Below are 21,336 nucleotides of genomic sequence, written 5' to 3'. Positions count from 1 at the left end.
TACGGGTTATCCAACGCCGTGCGTATGGGCTGCGGGATGAAGAATATCTGAGGCTGAAAATACTCACGTCCATGCTCCCGGCACTCTGAAAAACATGAAATTCACCCACTCGATTACGCGAAGAGCCGCTATTTTAGGCTCTGAGTAATAACAAGAAATTTGTCTGAATGCGGACGATGGCAAACGCTGCACCTGTGCGAGCCTATCCAGCCTTCCGACAGCGAGCCGCCCGAACCCAATCCGAGTCTATCAACTGGGCTGTGGACTCCCCTACATCTCGGTTTAACACGTGCGTGTAGCAGGAGCCGGAACAGTCGCTCAGGGAGGCGGGAGAGTGACGGCTTCTTTCATGCCCAGGGAATGCATTTGTACTCAAGATATTAAGTCAGGATCAAACGCCTGCACGCATGGATCAACCGCCTTAAAACGCAATCGGCTGCACCCGATAGTTACCCGGTTTTTGAAGTCAGTTCCCCCTCGATATACCGATGGATGATGCCGGAAATGAGAGTTTGATAAGGAATACCCAACTCCATCGCTTTCTTTTGAATGCCCTTGTAGTCATGGTCATAGAGGCGTATGGTTATACGTTTGTTCTTTACCAAGGTCTTGCTGGCAGTCGCCTTTATGGCTTCAAGTTCCTTCTTGGCCGGAGTTGAAAGTTTCATCAGCCCTTTCTCATAGGCATCAACAATGACTTTCTCCTCTTTGTTGTATTTCATGTGTCGTTAACCCTCCTGCTCCTTTTTGTATGCTTGGGTTGCCTTTCGACTCGGGATAATGGTCTTCAGAAAGATGTAATCTTTTTCGACAACATGAGGAACAAGGTAAATGTATTCCTCCACAATCACGAAATATATTCTCTGTCTGGGATAGTTCTCTTGATCGGGGTGACCGGCAAGTTTCCACACGTCACCTCGGGCCAGATGAAATAGTATCTTTTCGAAGGAGATCTCTCTTTCCTCTTTTAACCACTCGTTCTTCTCGGAGTCCCATTCATATCTCATGTTTTATTTGTACATCTTTTGTCTGTACAAGTCAAGGTAGCCTTATTTGTGCTCATCCCACGCCAGAGAACTCATTGGGCTATCGTTTACCTGGAGAAAACCCAGAAGAGCCAGAACATTATGGTGTGAGAGAACCATCATTGATATTATATTGTGACGTAACTACAAGGTGTTTAGGCTGTAGGCTGTAAGCTGTAAGCTGTTAGTAATTGCGCATGGTGCGTTCCTACAGACTAAAAGCCTACAGTCTATCTACCTGAATAGTTACCAAGGGGGCTCAATTAGGATGGCTCCTCCCCCTTGATGGGGGAGGATGAAGGTGGGGGTGTGTTCGGAGGTTTCCGGAGCGTAACCCATGGCGTCTCTTGGGCTGTATGGACGCGTGCTTGTCACCCGCTGACATGTAGTGCAGAAAATCGCATGATCAGGGCTGTAACTGCTTGACGTTATTAGTTTTCCATTCTCAAACTGCGTAAGATGGGTTAATGCCGAGCGGGCTGCGCGCGTGAAAGTAGCGGGCGAGCAAGGCATTCGGCATCTGCCGGAAGAAGTCTTTGGTCGATTAATGCCGCGCAGACACTCACGCACCTCCACTGTCGCCAGGGACTACGCAGAAATTACGTAGCCCTTTTCCCGGAATAGCTTCAGGCAGGCATCGGTGACGGCTGGGTCGTAGGCGGTTCCGCGCCCGCACTCGATCTCGGCGAGCGCTTTGTCGATCCCGAGCCCCGGGCGGTAGGGCCGATGCGAGGAAATCGCCTCGACCCCGTCGGCCACCGCCATGATGCGCGCTTCGAGCAAGATCGCGTCGCCCTTGAGCCCCTGCGGGTAGCCGCTGCCGTCGCTGCGCTCGTGGTGCTGCAGCGCTACATCGGCCACCGGCCAGGGAAACTTCACGTCCTTCAGCACGTCGTAGCTCGCCTGCGCATGGCCCTGGACCAACTGGTATTCGATCGCGGTCAGCTTCCCGGGTTTGCTGAGAATCTCCAATGGAACGGTGATCTTGCCGATGTCGTGCAGGTGGCCCGCGACTCGTAGCCCCTCCTGCCGGCGCGCATCGAACCCAAGTTCGGCGCCGATGGCAACGGCGATCTGTGCCACGCGGCGCTCGTGGCCGGCGGTGTAGGGATCGCGCATTTCGCTCAAGGTGGTCGCCACGTTCACGGTGCTCATGAACGCGGTTTCCAGTTGCTCGACATAGCGCTTGATCTGCTCCTCGGCGCGGCTCTTCTCGGAGATATCCTGCATCAGCCCGATGATTGCAGGCCGGCCTTGGTGGGTTGCCCGGGTGGCATGCACCCCTACCTCGATGGGAGAGCCGTCCCTGCGCACGGCGCTGAATTCGTAACCGACACTCGGATCGCGTTCGAACTGCCGGCGTATGCGTTCGGTAACGGCACCGCGGTCCGCCTCGGGGACCATGATCAACCGGTGGCGGCCGATTAGCTCCTCGGCCGATTCGTAGCCGAAGATCTCGGCGAAGCGTGGGTTGACGTAGGTGAACTTGTCGTCCTGGATAATGAAGATGCCGGTGATCGACTGCTCGACCAGGCCGCGGAACTGCTGTTCGCTTTCATGCAGCGAAGCGGTCCGCTCCATGACCCGCTCTTCGAGTATCCGGTTGTGATCGGCGAGAAAGTCGCTGAACTCCTTCAGGCGCAGCAGGTTATGCACGCGGACGCGAAGCTCGTTGCGGTCCACGGGCTTGGTGACGAATTCCTCCGCCCCGGCTTCCAGCCCGCGCAGCCGCGATGCACGGTCGTCGAGCGCGGTGACCATGATGATGGGAATGGCCTGAGTGGCGGCGTTTGCCTTGAGTAGGCGCGCCAAATCGTAGCCATCGATGCCCGGCAACATGATGTCCAGCAGGATGATGTCCGGCGGACTCTGCCGCACGAGTTCGAGCGCGCGCTCGCCGTCTACCGCCTCCTGCACCGTATAGCCCTCGGCCTCGAGCATTGCGATCAGCAGCCTACGGTTTCTTTCATCGTCGTCAACCACCAGTATCCGCGCGGTTTTCTTCGCTTCGTTCATGATTCTTCCCGTATGGACAAACGCAGCGTGAAGGTGCTGCCTTTGCCGGGTTCACTTTCTACTTCGATCGTGTCGCCGTGCAGCCTGGCCAGCCGGTGCGCGAGCGCCAGTCCCAGCCCCACGCCGCCGTGCCGGCGCGCCAGGCCGGAATCGAGCTGGACGAGCGGATTGAAGAGCTTCGGCAGGTCCTCCTCCGCGATCCCGATCCCCGTGTCGGTCACCGCAATCTCCAACCAGCGATCATCCCGCCGCGCTGGCGATCGAGCGCGGCTACGTACCGTATTCGACCGACGCGGACTTCGCCCGCTTTCCGGGCCTTCGCTGGGTGAATCCCTGCGGCAAATAGCGCTGCCGCGCCTGCGCCGCGTGCGGCAAGCAACATGCACAGCCGTAACGCGCGCCTCATTCGTTCCTCCCTTCCAGCAGCGCCGCGACACTCGCCAGAAACTCCTTGTAGCGGATCGGCTTTTCGAGATAGCCGTCGAAGCCCGCGGCGAACAGCCGCTCGGCGTCGCCCTTCATCGCGAGCGCGGTGAACGCGACCACCTTGAGCGCCGCGGTGCGCGGATCGGCGCGCAGCCGCCCGAGCGCGGCGATGCCGTCCATGCCCTGCATCTGCACGTCCATAAGGACGAGATCGGGCGCATGCGCCAGCGCGGCCTCGATGCCCTCGGCGCCGCCCCCCGCGCTCAGCACCTCGTGGCCCGCCTGCTGGAGCGCGGTGACGGCGAGCCTGAGGTTCAGCGCGTAGTTGTCCACCACCAGGATCTTCGCCATCGGTTGTGCTCTCAGTCCCCGGCGCGCTTCGGCAGCGCGCGGCGCGGCGCGGCGCCTTCTAGCACGGCGGGTGCGACCTCACGCCAGGGCAGCCATACGCAGAATTGGCTGCCGGCCCCGGGGCGGCTCGCGACGCCGACCGTGCCGCCGTGCAATTCGGCAAGCCGCCGCACGAGGAAAAGTCCCAGCCCCGTGCCGCCCTGGCGCCGGGCGACGGAGCTGTCCACCTGCATGAACGGCTCGAACAGCTTCGGCAGGTACTCCTCGGCAATGCCCACGCCGCTGTCCTCGACCGTGATCGCGAGAAACTCGGCGTCCTCGCCCGGCGGCAGCGCGATGAGCCGCCCCGGCATGGCCTCGTCGAGGGCCACCTCGATGCGCGTGCAACGGCGGGCGCGCAGCATCACCGTGCCGCCATCGGGGGTGAACTTGACCGCGTTCGCGAGCAGGTTGTAGGCGATCTGCTTCAGCTTCCGCTCGTCGGCGAGCATGGCGCCGAGCGCCGGATCCAGGTGGGTGTCGAGCCGGATGCGATGCGCCGCCGCCTTTTCCCGCACCACCAGCGTGCTCGCCTTGAGCAGCGCAGCAACGTCCACCGCGCCCGCTTCGATCTGCAGTAACACCGCCTCGACCTTGGAGAGATCGAGGATATCATTGATGAGCGAAAGCAAGTGCGTGCCGGCGTCGAAAATGTCGGTGACGAAACCGCGCTGCTTCGCCTCCAGCCCGCCGAGCACGCCGTCCTTCAGCATCTCGGAAAAACCGATGATCGAGTTCAATGGCGTGCGCAACTCGTGCGACATGTTGGCGAGAAAGTCCGATTTCGCGCGGCTCGCCTCCTCGAGCTGCAGCGTGCGCTCGGCCACGCGAAGCTCCAGCGAGGCGTTGAGGTCCAGGATTTCCTGTTCGGCCCGCTTGCGCCCGGTCTCGCGCGCGTAGTTGTCGAGCGCGAACGAGACATCGGCCGCCATTTCCTGCAGCGTCGGCAGCATGTCGTCGGTGAAGTAGCCGGGCTTGCCGGAATACAGGCGAATGACGCCGCGCACCTCGCCTCCCTCCCGGATCGGGAATATCCCCGCTGCCCCGATCCCGGCGCGCCGCGCGGCCTGGTGCCAGGGCGCGAGCGCCGGGTCCGCGAGAAAGTCGTTGCAGATGACGTGCTCGCCGGTGCGCAGTGCGCGCCCGGCGAGATCGCCGCCGAGCGGATCGGATTTGTCCCGCAACGCGTGCACCTCGGCTGCGTACCCCGCGTCCTCGCCGTATACCGCGGCCATCCGGATCAGGCCATCGGCCGGATCGATCAGGCTGATCGAAGCGAAGAGGAAGTGACCATGCTCGACCGCGATCCGGCAGATGGCCTCGAACAGCTCGCCGCTGTTGGGGGTGCGCACGATCGCCTGGTTGGACTGCGACAGCATGTTGTAGAGATCGGTGCGCCGAGCGAGCGCCCGCCCGGTGCGCCGCTCGTCCTCCATCACGCCGAGCATCGAGCGGCGGGAACGCTCGGCCCGGTCGAGGCTCCGGCGCAGTTCGTCCTGCACGCGACTGCGCTCGACGATCTCGGATTGCAGTTGCACGTTGCTCCGGCCCAGCGCATCGGCTGCCAGGGCTAGTTCTGTGTAATGGCGCACGCGCTGGCGCCGCCAGATCAGTCCCAGGGACACGCCGGCTGAAAGAAGCAGCGTAGCTACCATGCTGACGGTCAGCCACAGGGCCTGTGCGAGCGACTCCATAAACTCCGCGGTGTCGATACGGGCTACCAGGAACCACGCCGTACCGGGCACCGCGCGCAGGGCCGCGATGACCGGCATTCCACGGTAGTCCGTTCCTTCGACAATTCCCACTTGTCCCAACGCAGCCTTTACTGCGGGCAGTTCCGTTCTGGTCAAAGGAAAGCGCATCGAGAGCGCGGTATTCTTCTGAAACCGGAGCTCGTTCAGAAACAGCACGTCGTTGCCGTCGCGGCGCACCAGCAGCGTCTCGGCGGTGCGGCTGAGCGTGGGCCAGCGCTCGATAGAGGGATAAAGATAGTTTTCGGGGTCGATCCCAAACGTCACGATTCCCAGCGGCCGGCCGCCGGCCGTTGCGTCGACTATAGGAACACGCAGCAACAGGCGGGGCTTACCCCCCGGTTCATCGCGCTGAAAATACTCCAGACTGATCTTGCCCGACAGCAGGGCCTGGCGAGCACTTTCGAGCGCGCCGACGGCGATCGGTGCTTCGGGAACCGAGATCCGCGCCACGCCCTGCGCATCGATCAGGGAAACCCCGACGTAGCCATAGGCGTCCACGATTTGCCGCAGCCAGGCGTGAAGCTGGTCCTGCGCCCTACCATTCGGCGAGACCCCGAACGCGCGCCGCACCAGGTCGGCGAAAACGGGGTTCCGCTGAAGCAGCGTTGCATCGCCAATGCGCTCTTCGCGCCAGCGTACCAGATCGCTTACCTTCAGCTCGGCAATGGCCGATAGCTGGCGCTCGATCTCGGCGCGATGCTGTGTCACCTGACCGCGGAAATAAATTGCGCCGGTGGCGACCAGGCCCGCCGCCAGGAGCGAAAATACCAGCACGAACGAGCGCGTTGCGCGCAGGGTCTCCGGGTCAATTTGCCCGCCGGGAGCCCAGGCACGCGGCCCGGAGAGCGCAAGCAGCGCCGTACCGAGCGCCGCCAACGCGATGCTCGTCGTCAACGCGGGCGGTATGAACCGTCCCGCATAGAACAGTGGCGTCCCGAAAAGATAGCCAAGAAGGAAAACTACGCTAGCAGATAGCATGAGCGCGGCGAGCCAGAAACCTGCCATCGCCGGCCCTGGCCGGTCGGGGGATGACCAAAGCGATGCCACCAGCGACAAGCCTCCGGCCAGGACACATAGCGCCGTTGCCGGCGAGATATGCCCAATCGGCGAGTCGCCTACCGATCCGGCAATGGCGATGCCGAGGTGTTCTGCCTCAAGCCGTATGCCCAGATAGGAAAGGCAAAACAGCAGCAGTCCGATGATTACAACGCCCGATCCGATGGCGACGCTTGCCCAGTGAGCGCTGCGGCGTAGCGGCGCCCCGGTATTGAAGAACACCGCGGTGCCCAATAACACCAACAGCAGCGCGGTGCTCGGCGCCATCGGAATCCAGCCCGGCCCCAAACTGGCAAGCTGTGGCAGGTCCAGAACCCATCCGGCAATAGCGACGCACCCGAGCGCGGCCGCAATCGCTGCGCAGGTCCGAGCGATCAGGCTTAAAATCTGTTTTCCTGCCAGCGGCTGAATCTCGCTCACGGCAACTTCCTTATTCTTACTGTTTCACAAAATTCAAGAGAAACTCCTTCCCCCTTGACGGGGGAAGGTTGGGATGGGGTGAAAACGTTGCGAGTCATGATAATTCTCACCCCCACCCTAGCCCTCCCCCATCAAGGGGGAGGGAATCAGCTTTTCTGACGCAGTAAGATTATCCAAGATCACGCAAAACCGGCCGCATGAAAAACGGAAAAACGGGGTCAGGTCTGAATGGCACTTACTTAAGGGTAGATAGCTCGTCACCCCGTGCTACGACACGGGGTCCAGGTGAATAAGGAATTCATTCTCGCCCTGGATTCCGGCCTGCGCCGAAATGACGGAGTTACGAATTCTTCAGTATTACCCAGCATTTTCGCTTAAGTAAATGCCATTCGGGTCAGGTCTTGCCTTAGCGCACATGAGCGCAAATGCGTCAATGCAAGACCTGACCCCGTTCATGGCTTGGGCTTCGCTGCCTGCGATTGCGCCGGCGCGGGTTCCTCGCTGGGATAGCGCGCCGGCTCGTCCAGGCGGCGGCAGAGTTCGTTTATCTCGCGCTTGAGTTCCTGCACGCGGTCCTCGCGGCCGAGCCCCACATCCTCCCAGCGCCGCAGTTCGTCCAGTTGGCTCAAAAGCGCGTCTTGCGCCTGCTTGCGCTCGGTGATGTCGCGTATGATTCCGGTGAAAAAGCGCCCTTGCGCGGTTTCCCATTCGGACAGCGAGAGTTCCAGCGGAAACTCGTTGCCTCGCTTGGTCATGCCGTGCAGTTCGACGCTCTTGCCGATCACATGCCGCTCGCCGCCGGCGAGTACCCGCTGCATTCCGCCGAGATGCCGCTCCCGGTAGCGCTCGGGTATCAACAGGGTGAGCGCTTGACCGATGACCTCGGCCCCGGTGTAGCCGAACATCCGTTCGGCCCCCGCGTTCCATCCGATGATCGTGCCAGCGGCGTCGGCGGTGACGATGGCGGCGTCGGCGGTTTGAGTCACTGCCCGGAAGTGCTCATCGCTCGCCGCGAGGGAGGCCGTACGTTCCAGCACCCGCTCTTCGAGTATCCGGTTGTGCTCGGCCAGAAAATCCTGGTACTCCTTCAACTTGAGCAGATTCCTCACGCGCGTCGTCAGCTCGATTCGGTCCACCGGCTTGCACAGGAACTCTTCCGCGCCCGCCTGCAGACCCGCGATGCGGGATTCCAGGTCGAGCAGAGCGGTGAGTATGATGATGGGAATCGGCTGCGTGCGCGGGTCGGCCTTGAGACGCCGGACCACTTCGAAGCCGTCCATGCCGCCGGGCAGCAGGATGTCCAGAATGACGAGATCGGGGAGCCGGGCCGCCACCGCCGCCAGGGCCGCCGCGCCGTCCGCGACCATCGTCGCCGCAAGGCCGTCGTCGGCCAACAGCGTCTCCAGCAGCAGGCGATTGTGCTCGTCGTCTTCCACCACCAGGACGGTTCTTGGAGCGGACCCCATCACGGTATCTCCTTGGTTGATCCGCGCTCGGCCGCCGCGGCCGAGGCAGGCGGCGCGAGCGGCAGCCAGACGGTGAAGCAACTGCCCTGGCCGGGCTCGCTTTGTACCTCCACCGCGCCGCCGTGCAGTTCGGCCAGGCGCCTGCTGATAACGAGCCCGAGCCCGGACCCCTCGTAGCGGCGCGCCCCCGCTGCGTCGAGCTGGACAAATGGCTGGAACAGCTTGTCGATGTCCCCTGCCGCGATGCCGATGCCGCTGTCGGTCACCGCGAATTCCACTCCGTCCACTTCCGTGCCGGCCTGCGTCCGGCGCGCGTGCCGCGCCGACAGCGCGACCTTGCCGCCGTCCGCGGTGAACTTGACCGCGTTGGAGAGCAGGTTGTAGAGGATCTGCTTCAGCCTGCGCGCGTCGGCGCGCATCGCGTCCACCCCGGGGGCGATCTGCAGCGCAAGGTTGATGCGGTGTTTGAACGCGCGGCCCTTGACCAGGGTCAAGCAGTCCTGCAGTAGCGCCGGCAGCGTGATCTCGCCCGGTTCCAGCGCCACCTTGACCACCTCCAGCGTGGCGAGGTCGAGGATGTCATTGATCACGGAGAGCAGGCGCCGCCCGCTGTCCAGGATTATGGAGGCGAATTGCGTCTGCCTCGCCTTCAACGGCCCCGCCTGGCCTGTCGCCAGCAGCTCGGCGAAACCGATGATGGAATTGAGCGGCGCGCGCAGCTCATGCGAGGTGTTGGCGAGGAACTCGTCCTTCATCCGGTTGGCGTATTGCAGCAGCAGGTTCTGGCGCTCGATCTGTTCGGACTTGCGCAGCAGTTCCTCGCCGTTGCGTTCGCTGCGCTCGCGCAGCCGGTAAAGGTCGGCGAACACCGCCACCTTGGCGCGCAGGATTTCGGGAATGATGGGGCTCGCGATGTAATCCACTGCTCCCAGCGCATAGCCCTGCAGCCTCGTGCTGTCGGCGTCGCGCTCGGCGGTGACGAAGATGATCGGCAGATGCGCCGAGCGCGGCCGGCCGCGGATCATCGTCGCGGTCTCGAAGCCGTCCATGATCGGCATGTTCACGTCCAGCAGCGCCAGCGCGAAATCCTGCGCCAGCAGCTCGCGCAGGGCTTGTGCGCCGGAATCGACCGTGGCGAGCGCGAGGTCCAGGCCCTCCAGCGCGGCGGCGAGCGCGGCGCGCTTGCCCGGGTTGTCGTCCACGATCAGCACCCTGACCGGCGTTTGCTTCTCATTCATCGTGCGCCTCTTTCCGATATTCCCCGGCATCGCTCGCGCTAAATCTACACCACCCGCACCTCGACATGAAGTCCAAGAGCGTTAGCCGCTGCCTCGATCTGGTCGAGGCGCGATGCGTGGTTAAGATTGAATAGGCGATCTACCTGTGGCAGGGGCGCAGCCTTTATTGACTGCCCACTATGCCGATTTTATGCTATGAGTCATAAGTCTACCCGCGCGCGCCCATCCAACGGGTTTAAGCCAGAACTTTGCTTCTCTGCCTTGTTTGCCGACATGAACGTGCGGTCGCTCATCGAGATCAGCCTCATAAAACCAGAACTTGTAATCCTTGACGCGCATGACAACAGGTATATGGCTTTCTCAGCCGGCATTTTAGCATGAAAGCAGAAATTTATAATGTACGTCAAACCACCCAGGAACAGCGATAGACTTTGCAACTACTCGATTCTTCCCGTCATTGCGAGTACCAGTAGGGTGCGTGGCAATCTCAGTGCAACAATATGAGATTGCTTCACTTCGTTCGCAATGACAACTTTCTATAGCTGTTCTTTGGAACCACCCAACTATTGACTAGTTATGAGGTATACTCCAAGCATTAGTGGCTGGCAAGCCTTTTTTCAGTGACGGTGACTCTATTCTGACGGAAGAGCCAGAACATTATGGCCGGAAGGAATCATCATGATATTATGATGGAACGTGGCTAAGCGACCCATGCATTGATTTCGAGGCGGTTATTGCTTCGAAAGTCCCCCCCCATCCTCACCTTCCCCCTCGTGGGGGAAGGGACGCCTCACGCGAACTCCCCTTGAGGGGGGAGAAGGGACGTCTTACGCTAACCTCCTCCCCCCTTGAGGGGGAGGATTGAGGTGGGGGGTGATGTTTCCGGCGTATCCAGTACGGGGCAGGCTTGTCAAGCCCGGAATGACAATCAGAGTAAAGAGACTTCTGGCACAGTACACCAGGAGGGTTGACGAGGAATGTCGGATCAGACTCAAACGATCTCAGCGAGTACTCCCGTGACGGGCTTGGCGGGCCTGAATGCTGCTCAGCGGGCGGCGGTTACCCACGGCGATGGCCCTTTGCTCATCATTGCGGGCGCCGGGACGGGGAAGACCACGGTGATCGCTCACCGGATTGCCTACCTGATTACCGTCAAGCGGGTCCGGCCGGAGCAGGTGCTGGCGCTGACCTTTACCGAGAAGGCGGCGGCTGAGATGGAGCGGCGCGTGGATCTGCTGGTACCATACGGGTTCACCGATACCTGGATCTCCACCTTCCACGCCTTTGGAGACCGCGTGCTTCGGGATCACGCCTTGGTGCTGGGGCTGAGTCCGGACTTCCGCCTGCTCACGGCGGCGGAGCAGGTCATCTTCTTTCAAGAGCATCTGTTTGAGTTTCCACTACACTATTTCCGGCCGCTGGGTAATCCGATGCGGCATGTTCAGTCGCTGCTCCAACTGTTCAGTCGAGCCAAGGACGAGGATGTCGGTCCCGAGCAATACGCGAGCTACGCAGAGGAGCTGGCACGTCGAGCGATGGCCTCTCCCGATGATAAGGCTCTGGCGGAGCGGGCAGAGCGTGAGGTAGAGATCGCCAGAACCTACCACCAGTACCAGGAGCTGATGGCTCGGAACGGGAAGCTAGACTTTGGCGATCTGATGACGCGGACACTTGCCTTGCTTCGGGAACACCCGCTGGTACTCCAACGGTTGCAGGAGCGGTTCCGGTATATCCTGGTCGATGAGTTTCAGGATACCAACTACGCCCAGTTTCAGATCGTAAAGCTGCTCACGGCCTCCCATCGGAATGTGACGGTGGTGGGGGATGACGACCAGTCGATCTTCAAGTTTCGAGGGGCCTCAATCAGCAACATCCTCAGCTTCCGCCGGGAGTTCCCCGAGGCAGAGACGGTCGTCCTGGTGGAGAACTATCGCTCGACGCCAAGCGTCCTTGGCGCCGCGTACCGTCTGATCCAGCACAATAACCCGGACCGCCTGGAGTACCAGGAAGGCATCGACAAGCGTCTCAGACCGTGCAGTGGTGACGGCCCGGCTGTTGAGAGCATGGCCTTCCAGACCTATCAGGAGGAGGCCGACTGGGTGGCCGGGAAGGTCGAGGAGCTCGTCGAGGCGAACGCGTGCGCGCTTGGCAGCATCGCCATTCTCGTTCGGAGAAACAGCGATGCCGATCCGTTGCTGCGGGCGCTGAACATGAAGGGGATTCCGTGGAGCTTCAGCGGCGCCAGGGGCCTGTACGACAGGGAGGAGATACGGCTGGTGGTCTCGTTCCTTCGCCTCCTGGCTGACCCACACGACTCCCTGAGCCTCTTTCATCTGGCCGGCTCCGATATCTACGGAATGCCGGCGGCGGATCTGACCCTCTGCAACGCCTACGCGCGTCGGAAGCATCGGAGCCTCTACGAGGTGCTGCTCGATCTGACAAGGCGGCCTGGTGCCGTGCCCGAGCTTTCCGGGGTCTCGACCGAAGGGGTCGCTGCTGCCACGGCCATCCTCACCGACCTGCATCGGTATCTGGAGAAGGCGGTTCGGGAGGTGACGGGACGTATCCTGTACGAGTTCCTGATGGAACAACCGGGCTACGGGAAGAGACTGCTTCATTCGAACTCCCCACGGGATCACCAACGGGTCGGGAACCTTGCCCTGTTCTTTGGTCTGGTTCAGCGGTTTGGCGAGGTAGCGCCCCAGGACCGCGTGGCCGGCTTTGTCCCGTATCTGACGATGCTGATCGAAGCAGGAGAGAACCCGCCCGTCGCGGAGGGTGAGGCGGCGGAGGAAGGGGTGGCCGTGCTCACGCTCCACAAGGCCAAGGGGCTTGAGTATGAGGCGGTGTTTCTTGTGGGCCTGGTCGAGAAGCGGTTTCCCTCGATCGATCGGCGGGAGGCGATCCCGCTTCCTGATGAGCTGATCAAGGAGACGCTGCCGTCCGGCGACTTTCACCTGCAGGAGGAGCGGCGCCTGTTCTACGTCGGCATGACTCGGGCCAAGCGGTACCTGTTCCTCACGCGGGCCAGAGATTACGGGACAAAGCGGGAATGGAAGCGCAGCCGGTTCCTGGTGGAGGCGCTGGCGCTGCCGAAAGAGGAGGAGGAGCGCCCCTGGCGAGGGACGCCAGAGGCGGCCATAGGTCGTTACGCGCCGCCGCTCCACACCGCGAACGATCTCGCTGTTCGGGCCGACACCCCGCTCAGCCTCTCCCACTATAAGATCGACGACTACCTGACCTGCCCGTTAAAGTATAAATACGTCCATATCCTGCGGGTGCCTGTTCTCAGAGATCACACGGTCATCTATGGCGCCGCGCTGCATCGGGCCGTCCAGGCGTATAATACCCACCGCATTGCTGGGCAGACGATGTCGCTTGAGGATTTAATTGACACCTTTGAAGCCCACTGGGTCAATGAAGGGTTTATCTCCCGGGAGCATGAAGAGCGGCGACTACAGGAAGGTCGGGATGCCCTCACCCGGTTTCATGCTGTTGCCGGGATAAGGCCACCGCCGACGTCTGTCGAGAAAAGGTTCAGCTTCCAGCTCGATGACGACATCGTCACCGGCTTTCTGGATCGGGTGGACGAGCGTGAGGGCGAGACCGTGATCATTGACTATAAGTCGTCGTCGGTCAGGGATCACAAAGCAGCAGACAAAGGGGCCCGGGAAAGTCAGCAGCTCGCGCTGTATGCGCTGGCTTACTGGAAGTCGGTGGGCCGGTTGCCGGATCGGGTGGAGTTGCACTTCCTGACCTCTGGCGGCGTCATCGTCGGCCATGCGGTGAAGAAGGAAAAGGAACTCGATCAGGCGATCGATCGGATTCGGGAGGCCGCAATCGGGATTCGTGGAGGCCTCTTTCAGGCGAAGCCCAGCCAATGGGTGTGCGATTTCTGCGCCTTCAGGACCATCTGCCCCGCCACCGTATGGATCGGGGAGCGCCAGGGATGAAGATCGGCATCGACCTCGATGATGTCCTGGCCGATTCACTCCCGCATTACCTGCAGGCGTTTAATGAGCGCTTTGGCTTCGAGGTCAGGCTTGCCGATGCGGCATGGCGGATCGCCGACAGGTTTCCACAGATTCCTCGCCAGGAGGCCGATGACTTCTTCTCGACACTGATCGAAGACGGTTTCTTCTCGGCCCGTCCGCTCATACCTCACGCGAAAGAAGCGGTACAGGCGTTGATCGAAGACGGCCATAGTCTGTACATCATCACAGGCCGAACGCTTCGAGACGAGAGGATCACGATGGACTGGCTGACGCGCGTCGGCGTACTGTCCCACTTTGAGGCGGTCGTTCACAGGGCGCTCGACCCGGTGGAGCGCCACAAGTCGGGTGCGGCATCAGCATTAGATCTCGGTCTCTTTATCGAGGATGAGCTGGCGGTCGCTCTTGCCGTGGCGGAAACGGCTATCCCGATCCTGCTGTTCGACTACCCGTGGAATCAGGGCCCGCTCCCTGGCAACGTGCGCCGGGTAGGGTCATGGGGCGAGGCACTGACGCGGATAGATGAACTGAACGGGGGTCAGGGAAATCGATAGCCCTGCGCTCCGCTTGCCTCTGCTGCGCCGGTATGGTAGCGTACAATTATCGTAACTACTTAGGTAGATAGACTGAAGGCTTTTAGACTGTAGGAACGCGCCAGGCGTTTTCGAATACGACGCGAAAACGATGGATACCGAAAAGGTTCTGGGCGCCTTGATTCGGCCCATGTGCAACGACTAACAGCCTTCAGCCTAAACACCTGAGTAGTTGCCATTTGTCGATAAAAAGGATCGACCGTTCAGCCCCGTACGATGGAGTGCACGTCGATCATCGGTGGAAGGGAAAATTGGTGGCACGAGCAGAGGGTGAAATGGGTGATCCTGAAAGCAATCCAACGATCGCGATCGGCCAGCTCTTGCAGGACGCCAGAACGGCAAAGGGCCTCACGATCGAGGCGGCCGCTGCCGCCAGCAAGGTTCCTCTCTCCTTCGTCCGATTGATGGAGCAGGAGCAATTCCACCTCATCCCTGATCTACTGTATATCATCCGGTTTCTAGGGGAATATGCCGTCTTTCTCGGCCTTGATCCAAAGCAGGTCGAGGCGCAGTGGAAGGATCAGGAGCATTCGGCTAGGATGAGTGAGCTATCGCATCCTGTGTCATCAATAGGCCAGCAAATCGATCTCCGTCGCCTGCTCCCGTTCCTACTGCCGGCTGCCGTTGCGATTCCACTGATCTTCATCGGGCTTTCGCTTTTCTCCGGGCGACCACCGGCGCCGTCGCTAGAGTCTCAGCAAACGGCCGAGCCGACCCCGGAGGCCGGCACCGCGACCCTACCAGGACCTCAATCCGTCGCTGTTGACGCTGGGCAGCCAGAGGGGGTGAACCCGGTCCGCCCACTCACTGATCCCGCGGCGCAGAGGCCTCAGGGTCAGCCTTCTCGCTATACGCTCAAGGCTGAGGCGAAGCAGGAGACATGGCTTGCGGTAGCAGCAGACGGGGCGCCTCGTAAGGGGGTCCTGCTATATCCGGGTCAGACGGTGCAGTGGTCAGCGGACAGGGGGTTTGTTGTGACCATCGGAAACTCCGATGGGGTGGCCCTTTCGCTGAATGGGCGGCCGATACTGTTGAAGGGGGCGCGGGGTCAGGTAATCCAGAATCTTGCCTTACCTGAGAACGGCGAGCCGCCTCTCGCAGGGCAGTAAGGCGTGGGGTCGGGATGAATCCAGGAATTACCCAGGATAGTGAGGGTTCCATCAGTCGGCGTTTGAAGGTCGGGATCGTCCTGAACCTCCTGTTTGCTCTTACCGAACTGGCGGCAGGTCTGGCTGCTGAAAGTCTCGCCCTCATTGGCGATGCGTGGCATAACTTTAGCGATGTCATCGGGCTGATAATCTCATGGGTTGCGCTCCGGCAGGTGGAGCGTCCCGCCAACGAACGAAAGACCTTTGGCTATCACCGGGCCAGCATCCTGGCCGCCCTTGCCAACGGGATCGCCCTGATCGGCATCACCCTGTGGATCTTCTATGCGGCCATCAATCGGCTGGGATCCACGGTTGTACCGGATGCGCCAGTGATGATGGCGGTAGCAGGGATAGGGTTTCTGATGAATGTCGGAGTCGCCCTGTCGCTTCGGCGGGGGACCCGGGATCTCAACATTCGCAGCGCCTTTCTGCACCTGCTGAGCGATGGGTTCGTGTCGCTTGGCGTCGTGGCGGCCGGGGTCATCATACTGCTCAGTGGCTGGAGCCTGATCGATCCGCTCCTGAGTTGTGTGATCGGGCTGCTGGTTTTGGCCGGATGCTGGGACATCGTGGCAGAGACAGTGAATGTGTTGATGGAGGGCGTTCCGCGCGGGGTTCAGGTGGATCGCCTCTTAGGGGCTGTGCGCAGCTTCCCGGAGGTCGAGGATGTGCACGACCTGCATGTCTGGAGCTTGAGCTCCCATGTCTATGCCATGAGCTGCCACCTCCAGGTGACTGATCTCCAGGCCAGCCAGGGAAATCGGCTGCTCGACCGGATCAACCAGATGCTGAAGGAGCGCTTCGGCATTGCCCACACCACCTTCCAGCTTGAAGCCGAGGCCTGCACGCTTGAGCAGGCATGCGTCCTAAATGCAAAGGGACCAGCAGCCGTTCTCCAGCCCCACTAAGGCACCTTAGCTCGCTTCTTTCGGCTATCCGAATTGACTTGTGGAAACATCCAAGGTTCACCCCATAAAATAGGAAAATAGGGACAGACACTATTATCGGGTGCTCGCGGTCATGATCGTGCCTGCTACGGATTACCCGAACCGTTGCATCCGACCACCCGTATCATGTGAGACAACGAGGGAATGATCGCCAGACGGTCTTTCGGAACGACAGCGATGCGAAGGCACACGATGACAGAGCGGCCGCTGCGAAGAGACGGGTTCATATGGGAGGTGTGCAGGAAACTGGACGAGTAATACACGTGTGGCAGAGGGGAAGACCAAGAAAGGATTTCAAGAAATAGTGTCTGTCCCTATATCATATGTCCCTATATCATACGTAATTCAATAACTCTGATGCGGGTATAGGCGCCTATGCACCTGACTCCAGTGACCCCAACCAGTAGTATCGGCGGAGCGATGTAAACCATGTCCAGCTTGCACACATGCGCCCAGCCCGGGAGAGAGGGGTGCCCGGGTATCGCGTGCGTGATGGGATGGCTGTGGCCAGTTATTTTTCGTGCACCAGCCGGATTTGCAGCTTGCAACCCACGGCGACGGCGTACTTGCGCAGCGTGGCGAGCGAAGGCGAATGCTTGCGCGAACCGAGCGAAGTCTCCACTCGCGCCAGCGCCGGTTGCGAAACCCCCATGCGCGCCGCGACCTGTTCCTGCGTCAGGCCCGCCCGGTGGCGGGCTTCCAGCAGCACATCCAGTGCGGTGAACTCGTCCTGGATGGATTCCCAGGCGGCGCGGAAATCCGGGTCACGCAGGTCGCGTTTCAATGCCGCCTTGGGATCGTACGGAACCGGACGGTATTTCGTGTCACGTGCCATGTTGCAGTACCTCGTTCATGCGGTTGCGGGCGATTCTCAACACTTTGGCCGGCGTTTTATCGGACTTCTTCACGTAGCCGTGCAGGATCACGATGCGCCGTCCGATCAATGTGCAGTGGAAGGCGCGCCCGATGCCTTCCGCACTCTTGACGCGAATCTCGAACAATCCGCCGCCCAACGCGCGGGTATGCGGCATGCCGAGGTTCGACCCATGGTCCGCCATGCGCAGCGTCAACGCGCGATAGCGCGCCTTCAGCCCCGCCGGCCACGCCTCGATGTCGGTTTGGACGGACGAGTTGAAATACTCGATGACGTAACCCACGACCGGGAATATAACATGCATGTTATATCACGTCAAGTGCAGCGCCTTGGCAGTATAATGCTCCCCGAAAACTAGACAGGCAATAAGGTGGAACAAGGGCGCACAGTTGGGGATTCCGCCATCAGAGACAGGCATCCGCACATCGCTTTGGCGGTCTTTCGCAGAGTGGAAATCCTAAAGTGTCTTAAAAATAGGGACAGACACTATTATCGTGACAATTCGTGGTGCTCGCGGTCATGATCGCGCATGCCACTGATTACTCGAATTGTTGCACCCGGCCACCCGTATTATGTGCGGCAACGAGGGAATGATCGCCAGGCGGTCTTTCGGAACGACAGAGATTAGAATTTGCACGATGACAGAGCGGCCACTGCAAAGAGACGGGTTCATCTGGGAGGTGCGCAGGAAACTGGACGAGTAAGACACGTACTGCAGAGAGGAAGACCAAGAAAAGATTTCAATAAATAGTGTCTGTCCCTATTATCCCTGATCCGGTCCGACAAGCGGGCATAGCAGCGCGATGTCGTACTGGTACGCCTGAATGGTGAGGGGTCGCCTGCTTTGACCTTGGGCTAGCGTTCGAAGGCGGAGAGTGTCTCTAGCCAGCTAGAGTTGGGCGTGATCAGTTATTGGGGAAGAGAAGGGTGCGTGGATCGATCCGAGTGATCTCGGGGATGGTATCGAAGTGCGTGTCGGTGCTCAGAATCGTGCGCAGGCCGCCGTTGAGCATGGTCGCTGCATGGAGAGCGTCGCGGACGTTGATGTGGGGGTGGTCGTTGAGGATCGCGAAGGCACGGTCGAGATCTGCCTCGAGGACAGGGAGGACCTGCTCACATAGGGCCTTGAGGTGGGTGAAGGCGTGAGCGGCCACCTCATGGCGCCCAATGGCATAGTACCGGTGCAGTAGCTCCTGGAAGACCTCCACGTTGGTGACGACCTGGATGGTCCCGGCCTCGACCTGCCTCAGTGCCGCTACACAGGCGGGCTTGAGGGGATGGTCTGTGCCAATGGCGTACATGATGATGTTGGTGTCGAGGAAGAGAGTCTCAGCCGCTGCCATGACTGGCCTTGTGAGAGAGGTATTGCTCCTCCCAGTCGTGATACTCGTCTGGTGCCTCGGTTTCGGTGAGAGAGAGGAGGGCCTGGACCGCCTGGGCCTTATCGTGGGAGCGCTTCTGCTTGAGATAGACCTCTTCGGCGGCATCGCGAAGCAATGCGCCAAGCGGTTTCTGTTGTTGTTCGGCGATCGCCTGGAGATCCCGGTACTGCCGTTCCGTCAGGAGGACCTGGGCTTTTTTCTCATATTTTCGCATCAGACATAACCTCATAGAGACTGTATCGCATGTATGGTATGTCTGTCAAGGCTCTTGAATACTCTAGAGAGTATCTGACCAAGCGTATGAGGTTGGGAATATCTGTGCGGAAACGCATGCGTGGCGGTCTGAACGGCGTAGAATGACTATTATACGCCGTCCAAAGGATTGGAACTGAGACTGAGGAGAGGCAGGATTTTCTCTGAGAAATCCGTGAGTTATCGGCTTGTAAGGCAGGTTGGTCGTGTTAGATGGGGTCCGCGCCGACTGCTCCGTGTTTAGGGCGTCATCATGACGCCAAAACTCTTGACGCACGACTTGTGCGTATTCCGATCAAGGGGGTATCCACTTCACTTGCGGGCTTTTGAAGCCCCGACGGACGGCCCCGATTTGCCGCCAGATGTTGATCAACGTTTCAGAGTGCCCAGAGCGAGGCGCTTCGGGGGCTACCTGCCTCAAGGCGCTTAGACTGCATCAAAGTCGGGGAAGACCCCGATAATTTTACCAATATTTAAATTATGCTTGGCACAATTAAGCATAATGGCATATATTAGCCCAACTTTAAATATACCCTACTGAGGGACTGAGGGTCGGAGAATCGGTTGGAGTCGAACAAAGGGAGCGGGATATGGGTCCAGGATCGTTCCAGTCTTTGTTGCATCAGCGCCGCGTTCAGCAACCCCTCATCCTTCAGCGTGCCCACAGCCCACGTACTACCTCGTCGGGGTTAGGCCCCAGTTCCCACCCTTCGGCAGAGTTCGCCTTTCCGCGTCCCATCCCCTGTTTCAATACAATGGTATCTCCTTCTTGTTCTCTGAAAGGTCTGTAGCCCAAGCGAGGGTGCGAGCTATGGGAGAGGACAGAAGAGTTCTGGTCGTTGATGACGACGAACATGCCCTCGAAATGATGGCCGAGTTTCTCCCGACGCTGAGCTGTGAGGTTCTGCTGGCCCATGATGGGGTGGAGGCTCTTCAGCTCTTCCAGGCGGAGCGCCCTCCCCTCGTTCTCACCGACCTTCAGATGCCCCTCATGGATGGTCTCGCACTGATGAAGGCCATCAAAGAGTTCAGTCCACGGACCGAGATTCTGATCCTCACCGGTCACGCTGATCTTGGATCCGCCGTCGAGGCTGTTCGGCAAGGCGCTTTTGGTTATCTCCTGAAGCCGGTCGATCTTCAGACGCTGGGCCGCCAAGTGAAACAGGCCCTGGAGCGCTACCGACTTGTCTCCGAAAAGGAGGCCCTACTCGATGAGTTGGAGCAGCGAGTGGAGAACAGGACCCAAGCCCTCATTGAAAGCCAACAGCGACTCCGCGCGGTCTTCGACGCCATTGCCGATTCCCTCATTATCGTCGATCAGAACTTGATGATCTCGGTCGCCAATGCAGGCGCTGCCGCACTCGCCGGGTCCCCGCTTGAGGCCCTCATCGGTCGAATGTGTTACCGGGTCCTGTTCGGCAGGGAAGAGATCTGCGACGGGTGCCCGGTCCTCGAGACCTTTAGCAACGGTCGGGCCGTCTCACGCTCAGTCTCGCAGCAGATGCCGGACGGGAGGTCTCGCTATCTGGAGGTGTCTAGCTATCCACTGGCGTACGAAGGGAAGCGACCGATGGAGGCCGTCGAACTGATCAGAGACGTCACGGAGAAGGTTCATCAAGCGCACCACCTCCAGAATGTAGAAAAGCTTGCGTCTGTGGGCCAACTTGCCGCGGGACTGGCCCATGAGCTGGGCAATGCGCTTGCCATCATCGGGGGATCAGTCCAGGTGCTCCTCAAGCAAGCGGCCGATCCGTGCCGCGAAGGGGGCGAATATCTGGAGGCGATCCACCGAAACGTGGCGGCGGCCGACCGGACGATCCGAGGGCTCCTGGCTTTTGCCAGACCACAGGCGCCTTGCTTGGAGGTGATGGATCTAACAGAACCCCTGGATCGAGCGTGTCTTCTCCTCCGAGGGGAATTCGCCAAGCATGGCGTGCAGCTCGTGAAGCAGTATGCCCCCGACCTTCCCCGTATGAAGGGTGATGTGGAGCAACTCCAGCAACTCTTCCTTAACCTCCTCCTCAACGCCATCCAGGCGATGGACGATGGTGGAACGATCACGATCAACACAGTCTTCGATTCCCCAGAATGGCTGCGGGTGGAGCTGGTGGACACCGGCTACGGCATCCCCAAGGCAGACCTCGACCGCATCTTTGACCCTTTCTTCACCACCCGGGAGGGGGGGACGGGGCTGGGCCTCTCCATCGCCCACCGCCACGTGGAGGCCCACCTGGGGAGGCTGATGGTGGAGAGCGAGGAAGGACAGGGAACCCGTTTCACCGTCTTTCTGCCAACCGCGATCCCGCAGACGGTTTCGGGGGGGGGGGGGGGGGAACGAGGGCGGGAGCGCCCCAAGG

At 60.3% G+C, this 21,336-nt stretch carries 19 protein-coding genes; 5 read left to right on the top strand and 14 right to left on the bottom strand.

Annotated elements, in window-relative coordinates; all coding sequences use genetic code 11:
* Nucleotides 1–449 precede the first annotated feature (449 nt).
* From CLG94_RS11935 to CLG94_RS14060, 10 genes are all read right to left on the bottom strand, one after another.
* Nucleotides 450–722, bottom strand: coding sequence for a hypothetical protein (locus CLG94_RS11935; protein ID WP_107563839.1), 273 nt, complete (start codon nt 720–722; stop codon nt 450–452).
* 6 nt (nt 723–728) lie between these two features.
* Nucleotides 729–1,007: a toxin gene (locus CLG94_RS11930; protein WP_107563838.1), complete on the bottom strand. Its 279-nt coding sequence runs from the start codon at nt 1,005–1,007 to the stop codon at nt 729–731.
* A gap of 606 nt (nt 1,008–1,613) precedes the next feature.
* Nucleotides 1,614–3,041, bottom strand: a complete 1,428-nt coding sequence (locus CLG94_RS11925; protein ID WP_107563836.1) for an HD domain-containing phosphohydrolase — start codon at nt 3,039–3,041, stop codon at nt 1,614–1,616.
* A complete protein-coding gene (locus CLG94_RS13700; protein ID WP_239993236.1) occupies nt 3,038–3,274 on the bottom strand; it encodes an ATP-binding protein in 237 nt (78 codons plus the stop codon). The genes CLG94_RS11925 and CLG94_RS13700 overlap by 4 nt, the downstream gene beginning before the upstream one ends.
* Nucleotides 3,259–3,447 (bottom strand): hypothetical protein, encoded by a 189-nt coding sequence (locus CLG94_RS13695; RefSeq protein ID WP_239993235.1) that lies wholly within the window; start codon nt 3,445–3,447, stop codon nt 3,259–3,261. Before CLG94_RS13695 ends, CLG94_RS13700 begins: the two co-directional genes overlap by 16 nt.
* A complete protein-coding gene (locus CLG94_RS11915; protein WP_107563832.1) occupies nt 3,444–3,818 on the bottom strand; it encodes a response regulator in 375 nt (124 codons plus the stop codon). Before CLG94_RS11915 ends, CLG94_RS13695 begins: the two co-directional genes overlap by 4 nt.
* Nucleotides 3,819–3,829: 11 nt before the next feature.
* Nucleotides 3,830–7,087 (bottom strand): ATP-binding protein, encoded by a 3,258-nt coding sequence (locus tag CLG94_RS11910; protein WP_107563831.1) that lies wholly within the window; start codon nt 7,085–7,087, stop codon nt 3,830–3,832.
* Between the two features lie 452 nt (nt 7,088–7,539).
* The gene (locus tag CLG94_RS11905) at nt 7,540–8,553 is read right to left on the bottom strand and encodes a PAS domain S-box protein (RefSeq protein ID WP_107563829.1); all 1,014 of its coding nucleotides are present in this window, start codon (nt 8,551–8,553) and stop codon (nt 7,540–7,542) included.
* Entirely contained in the window at nt 8,553–9,791 is a 1,239-nt protein-coding gene (locus CLG94_RS11900) for an ATP-binding response regulator (RefSeq protein ID WP_161954171.1), read from the bottom strand. The genes CLG94_RS11905 and CLG94_RS11900 overlap by 1 nt, the downstream gene beginning before the upstream one ends.
* Nucleotides 9,792–9,968: 177 nt before the next feature.
* Nucleotides 9,969–10,130, bottom strand: a complete 162-nt coding sequence (locus CLG94_RS14060; RefSeq protein ID WP_107563826.1) for a DUF4160 domain-containing protein — start codon at nt 10,128–10,130, stop codon at nt 9,969–9,971.
* Nucleotides 10,131–10,768: 638 nt separating this feature from the next.
* On the opposite strand from CLG94_RS14060, the gene CLG94_RS11885 reads away from it, so the two are divergent.
* From CLG94_RS11885 to CLG94_RS11870, 4 genes are all read left to right on the top strand, one after another.
* Entirely contained in the window at nt 10,769–13,744 is a 2,976-nt protein-coding gene (locus tag CLG94_RS11885; protein ID WP_107563824.1) for an ATP-dependent helicase, read from the top strand.
* Nucleotides 13,741–14,337, top strand: coding sequence for a 5' nucleotidase, NT5C type (locus tag CLG94_RS11880; protein ID WP_161954170.1), 597 nt, complete (start codon nt 13,741–13,743; stop codon nt 14,335–14,337). The genes CLG94_RS11885 and CLG94_RS11880 overlap by 4 nt, the downstream gene beginning before the upstream one ends.
* 293 nt (nt 14,338–14,630) lie before the next feature.
* On the top strand, nt 14,631–15,485 hold the full coding sequence (locus CLG94_RS11875) for a helix-turn-helix domain-containing protein (RefSeq protein WP_133174715.1): 855 nt from the start codon (nt 14,631–14,633) through the stop codon (nt 15,483–15,485).
* Between the two features lie 14 nt (nt 15,486–15,499).
* Nucleotides 15,500–16,432 carry a cation diffusion facilitator family transporter gene (locus tag CLG94_RS11870; RefSeq protein ID WP_107563818.1) on the top strand — a complete coding sequence of 311 codons (933 nt, stop codon included), beginning with the start codon at nt 15,500–15,502 and terminating at the stop codon, nt 16,430–16,432.
* A 550-nt stretch (nt 16,433–16,982) separates the two neighbouring features.
* Here CLG94_RS11870 and CLG94_RS11865 read toward each other — a convergent pair.
* The 4 genes from CLG94_RS11865 to CLG94_RS13350 all read right to left on the bottom strand — a co-directional run bounded on the left by CLG94_RS11865 (nt 16,983) and on the right by CLG94_RS13350 (nt 18,941).
* Complete coding sequence (locus tag CLG94_RS11865; protein WP_107563816.1) at nt 16,983–17,306, bottom strand: helix-turn-helix domain-containing protein; 324 nt, start codon at nt 17,304–17,306, stop codon at nt 16,983–16,985.
* On the bottom strand, nt 17,296–17,649 hold the full coding sequence (locus CLG94_RS11860; RefSeq protein WP_239993234.1) for a type II toxin-antitoxin system RelE/ParE family toxin: 354 nt from the start codon (nt 17,647–17,649) through the stop codon (nt 17,296–17,298). Before CLG94_RS11860 ends, CLG94_RS11865 begins: the two co-directional genes overlap by 11 nt.
* 601 nt (nt 17,650–18,250) lie before the next feature.
* Entirely contained in the window at nt 18,251–18,688 is a 438-nt protein-coding gene (locus CLG94_RS11855) for a type II toxin-antitoxin system VapC family toxin (RefSeq protein ID WP_161954169.1), read from the bottom strand.
* On the bottom strand, nt 18,675–18,941 hold the full coding sequence (locus tag CLG94_RS13350; protein WP_161954168.1) for a hypothetical protein: 267 nt from the start codon (nt 18,939–18,941) through the stop codon (nt 18,675–18,677). The genes CLG94_RS11855 and CLG94_RS13350 overlap by 14 nt, the downstream gene beginning before the upstream one ends.
* A gap of 849 nt (nt 18,942–19,790) precedes the next feature.
* Here CLG94_RS13350 and CLG94_RS11850 point away from each other — a divergent pair.
* Nucleotides 19,791–21,336 (top strand): hybrid sensor histidine kinase/response regulator (locus CLG94_RS11850; protein WP_107563812.1); only part of this gene is annotated, 1,546 nt, incomplete at its 3' end.

Source organism: Candidatus Methylomirabilis limnetica, from assembly GCF_003044035.1.
GTDB classification, from domain to species: Bacteria; Methylomirabilota; Methylomirabilia; order Methylomirabilales; family Methylomirabilaceae; genus Methylomirabilis; species Methylomirabilis limnetica.
Note: the sequence above shows the minus strand (reverse complement) of the source record. Positions and strands in the feature narration are given on the sequence as shown.